This is a genomic window from Chryseobacterium sp. (assembly GCF_041914225.1).
Taxonomy (GTDB): domain Bacteria; phylum Bacteroidota; class Bacteroidia; order Flavobacteriales; family Weeksellaceae; genus Chryseobacterium.
On record NZ_JAYSDT010000024.1, the window covers coordinates 1 to 13,166 of the forward strand.

Consider the following 13,166-nt stretch of genomic DNA (forward strand, 5'->3'; position numbering starts at 1 on the left):
ACAGTTTTCAAGACTGCCGCAATCGACCACTCTGCCAACTCTCCTTAAACTCCGGTAACACCGTTGTTTTCAGTGGTGCAAATATAGAAAGTTTTTTATAACTGGCAAAATATTTTTTAAGAAAATTGGCATTTCTGCACTTCCGGAGAAAACCCAAAATTTTCAGACAATTAAAATACAGTTATTAATATCTCAACATCAGACATTTAGCGCTAATGAGACAATATTAAATTTTAATATCATATCTTATCCATAGTAATATTCAGTAGTTACATCACCACTGAAGGCCGGATGCATATCCTGCTTCTGCATATTCAGTTCAAATAGTCTTTCGCCATTTTTATTTCCACCCCGTATTTTTAAAGAATACCATCCGTTTTCTAATGAAAGTGTTATACTGTTTTCATCATTAATAGAAGCGGTATCTTTTAAATAGCCGATGCCTACAATTTTCACCTCATTATTAGCAGTCTGAAATATCCAGCCTTTCGACTCTACCTCTACTTCTTCATCATTCAAAATCTTTTCATTATTCATGGAAAGCCGGAAAGCATAATAATCCTCCTCTACTCCTATGATAGGAATAGCGATTCCGGATCTGGTTATCTCATCTCCATGTTCGTTTTCTACGAAATATTTTAAAATATTAGTACCCGAAAGATGATGATCCTGCAGATACTGTGCTAAAAGCTGTGGACTGAATATCACGAAACCTTTAAGTTCTGAGAATATTTTTTTCATATATTTTTTGGATTGGATTTGGATTGATTTATCTGTTACTTCAATAGTTTCAGCATATATATGGTTTAATAGTATCTTTAATATTCATTCTTCATAGAAAATCAAACTATCTTACTTTCTAATTTTTTGGTTAATTCATCATTGGGAAGAGATTCAACTTCGAAAATAAATGGCAGGAAATGGGAAATTAACGGATGGCTAATTCCTTCGTTTGATAATCCTCTCCTTCTTCTGCCAATTAAAACACTTATCATTTCCAATGGAAAAACTTTCCAACAATCATGGTTAAAAGTATCCAGATAGGATTCTCCTTTGTTATTGATGTGAAATACAGCCATTTTTTCTAATACTTCATTCACAACTTCCGGATCTTCACTTAAATAATTATTAATAGCAAACTCATAATCTACATGAGCAGGTACCTCCAGCATTTCTGCAAAAGTATTATGATCCTTCGAAATCAGCGATTTTAGTAATTGAAATACATCAGCGTAACCATAGTACTTATCATACTTTCTTTTTTCAGGAACAACCTTTTCGCTTTCATTTTTAAAGGATTCATTATATTCAGCATACAGATAATCCAATGTATGCTCTAATGCTTGCGGATAAAATGAATATGCTAATAAAGAAGCAAATACTGTATCCTGGAAAAATTCTCCTTTTAACTCCTGATTTTCCTTATATGCTTTAATAAAAGCTATATTAAGCCAATAATAAGCATCAAGTAATTTTCTGAAATTATTAATATCAGCCTGTTTATTAAACTCAACGATGCCACTTTCTGATCTTACATAAAATATTTTTTGTAGAATGCCAGAGATAGAGTATTTATTCTCAAACTGCATCCCAAGTTCAGTGAAGGACTCAACAAATTCTTCTTTATCATTTTCAATAAAATCATTAACGCAGCTATAAAAGAACTCAAAATCATTATTTTTAATTCTGCTGCCAAGATTTGATTCTGTTTTTTTAATTTGAATATCTAAATATTTTTTGTAATTCATATATGTCTATAAATTTTAACCTGATTATTGGTATAATTTTCCTATTTCGTCCCAATTAGACAACATTGTCTTTTCAACAAACCATTTTCCTTTTTCTCCTCTTCCCACATAAACATCAACTAAATATTTATCTCCTATATTGGTTCGGATTCTTTCCGCCATTTGTGGTGATATACCATAAGTACCGGCACCTGCTTTCTGATCACTTAATACATCGTTTATAAACGCTGAAGGGTTCGCCTGTCTGTCAGAAAGCTTTCCTACATTACCGGTAATATTAGTTTTTACTTCAAATACATCAAATTTACCATCATGTCTTAATCCTACAATATCAATTCCCTGATTGGAAGCATTTTGTACGTGGAAAACTCCGCCATCAACATATTTGCCACTATCCCTTAATCCTGCCATTACCTTATCTTCTCCAAAATTCCCCAATCTTTGCGCAAAGGTATCAAGTCCATAAAGGTCATATTGACTTAAACTATCCCAAACATATCCATATAATGTTGGATTTCCACCATTCAAATCTATAGAATCTTTAGAAATATAATTCCCCTGTTCGCTGTCATAATATCGGAACCGGTTATAATAAAGGCCTCCTAATTCCGCATCTTCATATTGCCCTAATTGTCTAAATGGTATAAAACTGCTGTCTCCTTTTAAGTTTTTAGTTTTTCCAAATACATTATATTCCGTACTCCAGATTAAATTTCCTTCCTCATTATAAGATTGTATTGGTCTGCCAATGTAGTCAACAATTATGCTATATTTTTCTTCATTAAGTAATTTGGCGCAAGGCACATGACTTCCTATTTCATATACCCAAGTCACTACATTATCCACAGGCTCTTTTTCTGCAATGATGTTTCCTTCATCATCCACAACCCTTAAAGGATTTTCTTCAATATCATAGCTCCATTCATGCAGAAGAATATTGCTATCCCAAATATAGCGAGTTATTTTCTTTAAGCCAATCTTTGAAGTTCTTCTGCCTAATGCATCATACTCAAAACTTATTTCTTTTCCATCCGGGCGTTTTACTGCGCCCAGCAATCCGTTGGCATTCCAGGAGTAGGCCCAATCTCCGGATTCCCATTCCGGAGATTGGATTTCTTCTGAAATATCTGTATGTACATTGGGCAAATTGATTCCATCAGGCATTTTCGGATGGTTCAACCAATCTGAGGCTATGGGTTTGTAATAAGGATGAAGATCATCTTGTTTTTCATTTCGTTCCGGCTTAATATTATTGATAGGACGTTTACTTTTTAACAGTAAATTTCCTTCTTCATCATAATGATAAAACCAGTTTTTATCCCGCATCAGCTTTCCGCCTTTATCATAAATACGATCAGTTCGTCTGGCACTTTCATATAGGCAACCGGTTTCATCAGGATTTTTATACTGTACTTCACCATTGGAATATTCTGCTGCCACCAGGCTTCCGAAAGCGTCATAGTCAAATCTTGTCCTTCCACCGGTAACTCTGTCTAATATATGTAACAGACGGCTTCCGGTACTCCAGTTATAATCTTTATGAAATGTGGTATTATTTTTATTGACTATAACTTTCTGGCTTACCGGCAATCCAATATGATCGAATTCAAAGGTGCTTTCCACCCCTCCGGTCATTTCGCGGGAATGCATTTGTCCGTTACGGCTTATTTCCAGATTCATTTTCCAGGGCAGATCCGAATTTTGACTGGCCGCCGCTACTGTTATAAGCTGATCAAAATCATTATAAGAATAATCAATTTCTGCACCCAAACTGCTTTTTAAACCGATCAGATTACCATGATTATCATATTCATACTGAATGGAGTGCTCACCTTGCTGCTCGCTGGTAACCAGTCCCAGTTTATTTCTCTGGAAGATAACGCTGCTGCTTTCATTGTCTGCCCTTATCAATAGTCCTGAAGTGTCATACTGATAGGCTTCCCAGGTTCCGTCCGGATAATGGGTCTGTGTTATTCTTCCTGCCAGATCATACTCATAAAAGATATTATTCCCGTGAGGGGTTCTTCTTTGGCTAACCAGTCCGTCTTTATCTCTTATAAAGAATTTCTTCTGACCGTCAAAACCTGTTTCGCCAATGATGTCATTGTTATTATTTCTTTCAAAAGAATAAATCTCGCCTTTTTCATTGGTAATGCTCATTAAATTTTCATAAGCATCATACCCAAAGACTAATGTTTCTTTTTTTTTATGGGTTTGCACATTCCGGCGAATCTGACGCTTCAGGCTTCCCATCGGGGTATAACTCATGAGCCATTCTGCACGCCCGTCTGTAGCATATACAGGAAGATCATAGGCATCATAACGCAGTTTTAACGGCAATTGCCCCTGTTCAGTCATTTCTATAACCCTTCCCAATTTATCTCTGTTCCAAAGAGTTCTGTTCAAAGGTTTTGGACTAAAAATCAGAAGTCTTCCATAGGCATCATATTTCCAGTACTGCTCTGCTCCGGCACTATTGGTAAGCTGAATAAGCTGACCTCTTTCATTATATCCGTAATGAGTAATAATATATCTTTTTAAGCTTCTTTCAGGAACTCTCTCTCCGTCAGGATATTCATAGCTGATAGTTTCTTCTGTAGGATCGGTATAGCTTAATAACCTGCCATCTTCATCATAATGCCATGTTTCTGAAGCTCCGGAAGGTGAAAAACGGGCTGTAACCTGTCCAAATTCATTGTACTGATAATGATATTCTTCTCCATCCGGGGTGTGAAAGATTTTAATATTACCCATTTCATCATAGGTATATCCGTGAACCCTTCCTTCCGGCGTTCCCATCATCTTCAGTTCGTTGTGGGCTGTGTAGTCATACCAGGTTTCACCTCCTTCTCCATCTACTTTTTTATAAACCAGAAAGTTCTCATCGTAATGATACTCCTCTGTTTTATTATTTTGTTTTGGATAGATAACTTCTGTGTACCCTTCCTCATCATGATAATGAAGTTTACCTTCCATATATCCATCCGTTCCTTTGGTATGGATTACCCTTCCTTTTTTGTCATATTCCCACTGATAGCTCATTCCGTTACGGTTGGTTCTTCTTACCACATGGTTTTCTCCATCATACTCAAACACAATGGCCTTTTTATGAATATCCCAGACATGGGTAAGATTGCCCCGCTCATCATAATCATAACGAACCTGCAGATCTCTCTGCTTTTTGTAACAATAGTAAACTTCTGTTACTTTTTTATATTCCGGATGAATAACGGTCTCTATACTACAGCCACTCTTAACATCTTTTATACTTTTAAGGACAATATTCCGGTCTTCATATTCATATTCCCTGATTGTTCCGTCACCATATTCAATACGGATTACTTTATATATAGTTCCTTCCGAAATATGATGGAAACGTTGATAGGTATAGATATCAGTTCCTTTACGAACCACCCAGATGCTGCTGCTTGGTCTGTACTGCCATATCTTCTGATCTCTGAAATACGTCATTTCCTCACCTATTTCAGGAGCAGGAATCAGCATTGCTATATTTTCGTCCGGATGCATCCAGCCTGCAAACTTATCATCTTCTTCAGGGAGAATAAACAGATCATGATTATTGAAAACACCGTTTCCAAGCGGACCAAAATCATAAGGCCGGTCGCTGTGCCAGATATTTTTCCAGATTAAAGGGGTACCGCCCTGAATTACAAAATCATCCCATTCGAAAACCATGGCACCTGTTGCAAAATTCACAGGTTCAAATCCCCAATGACACAATTTCTTGGATAAAGCATTGGCAAATTTGAATTTATTGAACGGAGCTTTTTTAAGAACACTGTTATTAAGCTTTTTTAAACCGTTAGCTCCCAGTTTTCCTATTTTCTTGGTCAAACTTCTCATTAAAAACATCCCCGCAAGACGCATCAGCATTTCTCCCGGAGTATAAACATGGGGTACAAAGGCTCCTCCCACCAATACAGGCCCGCCCGTATTAATCTGGATATACATACTTGAAAAGTTATTGTAGAAAGCAAAATAAGCCAGAGGGTTTTTCTTTGGTTTATCAGGCATTGCAGGCAGCATGGTCATTCCGAAAGGGAATCCCATACAGGTAAGTACCTGCTGAGGCTGATTTCCGCTCATTTTACTTCCCTGTGCCAAAACAGTCTGCGAGCCGTAATAGACCTCTCCTTCGTGTGGAGCTTCCTGAGGAAAGGGAATAATATAAACAGGAATCAAAGAAGTGATATGTCTGAAAGGGATTAAAACTCCCATCACACTTGTGGTTGTAGTTGCTTTATTCCTTCCGTGAACATATATTGAGCCTCCCATCGGAATGCTTTCCGGAAGAGACGGCATCAGATTTCTTGCAAATTGCGGAATCGGAATCGTAATGGTAATATAATCCATAATATCAAAAACAATCCCGATAAACGGATGTGGCAGCGGTAACGGAATCAGCATAAATGAAGGCGGCGGCGGAATCAGTGTCCAGTGGATATCAATCGCCAGTACAATATCAAAATGCTTACTCGTATGCTGAATGGCTGTGGAAGGCATTGCAGGAGTATTAACCTTTATCAGCTTCACTTTGCTTTCCGGGGCCGCTTTTTCTGCAGTCACAGCAGTGCCTCCACCTCCGTCCCCGCTGCTTTTCGCCGGCTGGCCAGAGTCCCCGCCCGCTATGGATTTAGCCATGGAAACAGGATTCAGTGAATCGAAATTATTCTTCATTCCGTTCTTCCATCCCTGTGTGGTTTTATCCCAGCTTACCGAGGTAACATCTGCATTTACCTTCCAGGAGCGGTCCGGATTCATATCCGGTTTTGCTACCTTGATGGGTTTTACTGTTTTTTTATTCAGATCTGCCATGATTCTTTTAATTTGAGATTAGCCTGCTTTCGGTCTTTCCACGCTCACTTTCCAGTCATCACCAAAATAGCCCTTCATTTCGTTATCCAGTAGTGTTTTTTTATCCGTATCACCTTCATATTTAAGAATAAGCATAGAGGCCACAAACCTCAGACTGCTCTGTTCCCTTGCTGAAGAATCCATCAGTTTTGCTATATCAAGGCATTTTTCAAAATACCTGATCATTTTATCTTTTGTCAGAACCGTATCATTCAACGTTCCGATGATTCTGTAACACTCAATAGCCATTGCATATTCTCCTATTTTCTGAGCCGTTTCCGCAGCTTTTTCAAATGCTTTCTGTGCCCTGGATTTTTTGGAATTCCCTAATAAATGGCTTCCATAGTTCATATACATCTGAACTTCCAGCGGAGTATCCGGCTCTACTTCTTCAAATATGGTTTGGTATGTATCTTCTGCTTTATCCTTTTTTTTATCCGCCGTATACGTCTGGGTAAGCATAAAATAGGCAGAGATTTCTCCCTGTTTATTCTTTTGTTCTTGGGCAAGCTTCACCGCTTTTTTCAGTGCATATTCCGCTTCTCTGAACCTTTCTTTACTTAAATGATTACTCGCTATAAGGATCTGCTGCTGAAAATCTGTATCCGGACTGTTCTTCTTACGGTTGGTATGGGCAGCAGTATTCTGCATTAACTGATGAATATCTACTTCTACCCTGAAACTATGTGCTGAGGAGATATTTGACAACGTCCTGTAATGATGATGCTCTGCCCAGACCAGTTTAATATCTTTATTTCCCGACTTTTCGCAGATTCTGCACCATTCTTTTACCCACAAAGAAAGCTCTTCAGTATCACTGATCCTTAGCGGAGCTATATAAATGTAGATGCCGGCATCCTTAATACCGGGGAAATTTTTCTTTAATTCCAGTAAAGGATAAAAGGCTTTGTATGCATCTGTTTTAAAAGTTTCGTCAGGTTGTCTGAGTTCCCATTCCGGAATATTTTCTTCACTTTTCTTGAGCATTTCATAGAACTCCGTCCATTCATCCAATAAGGTCTGTCCGAAAGAATTCATCCCATTAAATTCCTGATAATGGAGTAAAAAAACATCATCTCCTTCTTCATTCTCAGAAAGTTTCGACTTGATAAACCCGTCAAAAAGATCGGTTTCATGTTTTTCTCCCAAACAGATCAGCATGGGTTTTTCTCCGTTCTTTGAAACAACTTTCTGCCATTGCCTTTTTAATTTGACCAACTCCAAATCTACCGGATTCATCTGCTTAATTCAGTTTTACAGTTCCACTTACAATATTTGTCTCGCTTCCGCCACCAATATTTATTTTCCCCCCGCTGCTGAGATTGGCTTCGGTATCTCCTCTCATGGAAAGTGTTTTGGTTCTGATATCCAGCGTATCGGATTTGATACCGATTCCTGAAGTAGGATCACCGTCCTCAGGACCTACCCCAACGCCAATACTTGATGTTCCGCCTACTCCGATATTAATTCCCTGAACAAATATTTCTTTTCCTTTGATCTGGATATTTCCATCTTTATCCATATAAATGGAACTGCTTCCACAATTCAGCGTAATGGAAATTTTGCTGTCTATGGTGATGTTTCCTGCCCCATCCAGAAAAACGGAGTTCTGATCTTTATCTCTCACGGTAATTCCTCCTCCGTCATCCAGGCTCATCGTATGCCCGCTTTTACTGCTAAGGCTTTTGATATTATTTCCGGCACCGCCGCCTCCGCCAACGCCGCCATGGAACATTCCTCCCATTACAAACGGACGGTCAGGATGCTGATGGGCAAAGTTGACCACCACCTGATCTCCTTCTTCCGGAATAGCCATGAACCCACGGTTTTTACTTACTTTTTCACTTCCGCCGCCATCAGGAGTCATCACCCTGATATATTCTGTTGTGGCAGAGCCGTTCTGCCAGTCAAACTGTACTTTCACCCGCCCCTGATTTAAAGGGTCTGCGTTGGAAATTACTTTGGCAAACTGAGCATCCGCTTTTGGGGTATGGAATTCCGGACGGGGAATAAATCCTGTATCTGATGCAATGGCCTCAAAGGTTCCTGTATAATATCCTCTTGCGTCTACTTCGTGATACATTTCTGTAATCATCAGTTTGGTAAAGTAGGTTGTTTCACTGCTTTCAGCTTTTCTCATTTCGATATCAGCTATACAGCCAGGATATAAAAACGGAACTGTTGTAACTCCTGAAATAACAAACACTTCGGCAGCTTTGCTTCCTGCGGTTCCTTTCTGTGAGTTTTCAACATCCATGAAAGACACTGCTTTTATAGGGGCAACTCTCAGTGATGCGGTTGTAAAGGTTTTCTCTGAAATTTCATACGCTCTTTTCGCAATGTCTGAGGTGTGATTGATCTTTGAGCTTCCAGCCGTTAATTTTTCATTTTTACTGCTGTTGTAGCCATAAAATGACGGATTCACGTGCTGTGCCTTCATTTTTATTTTAACATCGCTCACGCTGCTTCCGTACGTAAGTTTTACAGGTTTTTCCTGAGGGGGAAGTTTCCCGAAATGCAGCACTTCACCATCATAATAAAACTGTTCCCCATAAGCTTCTGCAATTCTTGCCAGATAGTTATAGTGGGTTTCTTCATATTGTGAGCTGTAGGAAACATTCCCATGGGACGCATCTACTCTGAAATCGAAGGTATTTTGTCCCAGACCTTCTTTGATTACCTGGTCTGCAATACTGTTCAGACTGATTTCCTGAGATCCCCCAAAACTTTGAATGTGAGGAGCTGCATCTAAAAGAACAGTTGGGCTGGAACCTGTAAGAACTATATTTCCCAGACTTCCTTTCTCCTGACTGAAACCTACTTCAGTAATCACTCCCACAAAATTTCTTTCCGGGCCGTCTTCAACGTCTTTATACCTGAAGATCACTGTAATTCTTTTCCCCAGAAAGTTCTGGGCTTCCTCAAGATTATGATTTTCTGAGCTTCCTAAGGTATCGTGAGCCAGCATCAGATCAAATTCATGATGTCTTACAGCACTTTGTTTTAATTTAAAATGCTTGAAATGTTTGATTACTTTTCCGTCAATTACAATTTCGAGTTTTACCACCCGATTGATCCCCGCGACCTGGTTTCCGGGAATCGTATTGGCATTATAAATCCCTGAAGTGGGCTGTTTGGACCACACTTTATCTTCTACCAGAGTGGGAGGATTAGGTTGTTTAACCTGATTCATAAACATTTGAGAACCGTTTTGAACCATTCCTGTATAGGCCTGGGCCTGGGCCATTTTTTCCGTTGCCTTCTTGATGGTTCCACTCGATTTTTCCTGTACTTCCTTAGCAGTTCTACTGACTGCCTGATCTGTCAACGTTTCTTTAATATTGTTTACAGCTGGAATTTTATCTTTAGAAACAGGCGTTTTGGGTGAATGATCGTCCTGAAACATAGTTGTAATATTTTGATTGATTGGATGTCAGATTTTTTAAGCAAAATTCATCTGAACAATAAAATCAGATAAACTTTATTATCCGATTCTGCCTATGAGCCAGTCCCGGATATTGTGATCAAAACAGGGTATCAGAAAACGGTAAAAAGGAAAAGCAAAATACTAAGCCTGTTTACGCCCTGTTAATGGCAGGATTTCTCCTGATTTAATGTTGTGATATGCTGGTTTTAATCATTATTAATTTTTGTATTGGATTGGTGGTATTACAAAGATAAAACGGTAATCGTTATTCAGGAAATTTTCTACATATAATCTGAAATTTTGTAGTAGTTCTACGACTTTTCATCAATAATTCTAAAACAAATGATTAAAAAAAAGAAACAAATCCCTCAGTGTCAAGTAAATATTTAACAATTTTTAATAAATAAAAATAGATAATTTATCACTAAAAATAGAAATAAATTAAAAGTATCACTATCATGTAAGAATAAAAAAACAGCTGCAAATAGTAAATTTACAGCTGGTTTTTTATTGAAATGAGTTTGAATTTATAAAAAATGTATATTTTATTAAAACCATTAAGAACGGTTAAGAAATAAAGTATAGTTAAGATGAATCATTCTTATTTTTAAGCCTAATGCGAAGCTATCTTACTATTCTTAACAACTTAATACAACCTTACTATTTCAAAAATAAAAGTTGCAACGAATTCATTTAAGGTTTTCTAAGCTCTGCCACTTTTTTGAGATAAACATCGCTCTGATCCAGAAATTCCTGATCGGTCTGATGTATTGTAATATGAGGCATAACTCCCTGCCCTCTTTTCTGATCCGGAAGATTCTGAGCATCCTGAATCACGTGAACAATTGAGAATCCGGTCTGGATTCCCGTGTTGGGAAGTTCATACACCAACGGAAAATGACCGTTGTGCTCATAGTAGCCTCCTACCGTTTCTTTTCCAATGACAACGGCATTGGTATAGGATTTAATCAGAGAAGCCAGATGGGAAGCAGCAGAAGCAACCCTTTGCTCTACCAACAGATAAAGCTGCCCTTTAAAGGTTCTGTCATTAGGCATTATGGAAGGATTTTTGTCATCTGCCCAATAGTATTTCCCCTGAACATTTTTAGGATAAAGCTGTTTCAGATAAGCATTCAGCCCCTGCTTATCCTGAACTCCATAGGAAAGGAAAAGAGGAGTTATCACCAGCTTTTCTTCCAACGGAACTTCGTTGAATTTGGTATAGGCATAATGACTGTCCCGGAAAGGCCTTTGTGTAAGATAAGAAAATACTTTTTCATACAGAGCTCCTGTACCACCTGTATTTCCCCTCAGATCAATAATCAGATTCTGTATTTTTTCACGTTCCAGAGTATCCATCATCTGATCAAGGAAAACGCTGAATTTTTTATAAGCAGGATCTTCTTTTCCGGTAGCAAAATCAAAGCCCCTCAGAGACAGCCTGTAAATGCCTTCTCCTTCTTTGCTGAAACTATATTTTTCAGACAGCAGCTTTTTATCAAAGGCAAGTGAATATCTTGATTCCTGAAGCTTTTTAAAGTTTTCCAATGGGATCCCCGGCAGGGAAATCTCCTTTGTAGCTCCATTCCATTGATACCGGATCACATAATTTTTATGGTTCCCGAATTCTATATAAAATTTATCCAGCATTCCTCTTTCAAAACCTGTTGTTTCCTTATAAGGCATTGAATATCCATCGGAAAAATAATACTGAGAAAGGCGGCTGATCATCTCTTTTGAAGGAATTCCGTTGATAGAAAGGATTTCGGCACCAAGAGGTATTGCTACGTCTTTTGAATCCTGAAGCAAACGTCCATCAATATTTTTCAGGGTAATAGGCAGGTATTCAGATTTTTGTGTGAGATAGTATGAGGCGTGGTTGGGTAAGTCTGTATAATTATGACAGCTCCCTTCAAATCCGGTAAGCCTGGCAATGACTTTATAAAAATCGAAAATATTCTTACAGTTTCCTGCTTCTGTTTCTGCCTGCCGGTAGATGCTGTCTATCTGTTTTTTACTTCTGTACACATACAATCCGGAATTTGCCTGTTCCCTGATAGAACGGAATGCTCTCAAATCTTCCACAAACTGGTCAGAAGTAAACTGCCCATTCAGAACAGGGACACTTTTGGACTCGATAACAGAAACTTTTGCTGTTTTACTTTTTTCAAGATAAGATTTGGCCCAGATCTTCACTTCATATTTTTTTCCTTTTTCAGGGGTAAAATAGAAACGCTCAACACTTTTTATCCCTCTGGAATCATCCTGTTCCTTTAATTTTTTTCCATCCATAAACAATGCAACTCCCAGATTGGCATCACCGGATTGTACCGAGATCCATGATGGCCGATGGGATTGTGGTGAATATTTCAGGGTATCTCCCGGTTTAAGCTCCGAATGGGTCTGTGCATAGGCACTGTTTAACAACAGTAAAAGGGGAATGATAAAGGGCTTTGTCATTATTATTTTTTAAATGGGCTAATATACAAATTAACCTCTGCCATTTAAACATTCTCTAACTATTCCCTTTTAATACTATAATTTTACACTCATTTCCTGTACTTCTTCTGCAGAAAGCCCATAGATCTGTGGTGTTTTTATATCCAGAAGATTCAGATAGATGTATAATTCTGCCCTGTGGTGGATTTCATGCTCTATCATAGCACGAAGCCATTTCCATACTGAAATTTCACTATTAGCCGGTGTCAGACATTTCCGTGTAAGGTCCTCGTCTGAAAAGCCGGTGATGATTTCCAGGGTCTGCCTGTGCATTTCGTTAAAAAATTTGACTGTATTTTCATAGCCGTCAGCAAGCTCTTTTCCGCATCCCGGATAAGCACTTTTTTTTCCGGCGATGGTTTCTCCATACATATAGCGTTCAATGGCTGCAATATGCCTTATCTGATCTCCTATGGTAAATTTCCCGGGTTTATAGGTAAAATCAATATGCTCCGGAGGAACAATTTCTATAATACGATTGGTTCTTTCTCTTATTTTTCCGTAATAATCTATGAATGACTGTATTGTTTTTATTTCCATATCCTTTGTTTTATCAGGTCCTTTTTCTATAAAGTGAATATAAGAAATCTAAAGATATAAGATTTTGGTTTTTACCA

General features: G+C 38.2%; 7 protein-coding genes. All 7 read right to left on the bottom strand.

All coding sequences use genetic code 11. The features are described from left to right. Positions 1–246: 246 nt before the first annotated feature. The 7 genes from ACE3RB_RS12060 to ACE3RB_RS12090 all read right to left on the bottom strand — a co-directional run bounded on the left by ACE3RB_RS12060 (position 247) and on the right by ACE3RB_RS12090 (position 13,089). Entirely contained in the window at positions 247–741 is a 495-nt protein-coding gene (locus tag ACE3RB_RS12060) for a hypothetical protein (protein WP_374464434.1), read from the bottom strand. A gap of 101 nt (positions 742–842) precedes the next feature. After that, positions 843–1,748 (bottom strand): hypothetical protein, encoded by a 906-nt coding sequence (locus ACE3RB_RS12065; RefSeq protein ID WP_374464435.1) that lies wholly within the window; start codon positions 1,746–1,748, stop codon positions 843–845. A 24-nt stretch (positions 1,749–1,772) separates the two neighbouring features. Continuing rightward, positions 1,773–6,584 (bottom strand): RHS repeat-associated core domain-containing protein, encoded by a 4,812-nt coding sequence (locus ACE3RB_RS12070; protein ID WP_374464436.1) that lies wholly within the window; start codon positions 6,582–6,584, stop codon positions 1,773–1,775. 18 nt (positions 6,585–6,602) lie between these two features. Then, positions 6,603–7,862, bottom strand: coding sequence for a tetratricopeptide repeat protein (locus ACE3RB_RS12075; RefSeq protein ID WP_374464437.1), 1,260 nt, complete (start codon positions 7,860–7,862; stop codon positions 6,603–6,605). Positions 7,863–7,866: 4 nt separating this feature from the next. Then, positions 7,867–10,029, bottom strand: coding sequence for a type VI secretion system Vgr family protein (locus ACE3RB_RS12080; protein ID WP_374464438.1), 2,163 nt, complete (start codon positions 10,027–10,029; stop codon positions 7,867–7,869). A gap of 714 nt (positions 10,030–10,743) precedes the next feature. After that, positions 10,744–12,510 carry a S41 family peptidase gene (locus ACE3RB_RS12085; RefSeq protein ID WP_374464439.1) on the bottom strand — a complete coding sequence of 589 codons (1,767 nt, stop codon included), beginning with the start codon at positions 12,508–12,510 and terminating at the stop codon, positions 10,744–10,746. Positions 12,511–12,585: 75 nt separating this feature from the next. Then, a complete protein-coding gene (locus ACE3RB_RS12090) occupies positions 12,586–13,089 on the bottom strand; it encodes a DinB family protein (RefSeq protein WP_374464440.1) in 504 nt (167 codons plus the stop codon). Between the last annotated feature and the right edge of the window lie 77 nt (positions 13,090–13,166).

Excerpts from the sequence above, each read along its gene's own strand:
- ACE3RB_RS12075 (WP_374464437.1), bottom strand. The coding sequence starts at position 7,862 with ATGAATCCGGTAGATTTGGAGTTGGTCAAATTAAAAAGGCAATGGCAG.
- ACE3RB_RS12085 (WP_374464439.1), bottom strand. The coding sequence starts at position 12,510 with ATGACAAAGCCCTTTATCATTCCCCTTTTACTGTTGTTAAACAGTGCC.
- ACE3RB_RS12090 (WP_374464440.1), bottom strand. The coding sequence starts at position 13,089 with ATGGAAATAAAAACAATACAGTCATTCATAGATTATTACGGAAAAATA.
- ACE3RB_RS12065 (WP_374464435.1), bottom strand. The coding sequence starts at position 1,748 with ATGAATTACAAAAAATATTTAGATATTCAAATTAAAAAAACAGAATCA.
- ACE3RB_RS12070 (WP_374464436.1), bottom strand. The coding sequence starts at position 6,584 with ATGGCAGATCTGAATAAAAAAACAGTAAAACCCATCAAGGTAGCAAAA.
- ACE3RB_RS12060 (WP_374464434.1), bottom strand. The coding sequence starts at position 741 with ATGAAAAAAATATTCTCAGAACTTAAAGGTTTCGTGATATTCAGTCCA.
- ACE3RB_RS12080 (WP_374464438.1), bottom strand. The coding sequence starts at position 10,029 with ATGTTTCAGGACGATCATTCACCCAAAACGCCTGTTTCTAAAGATAAA.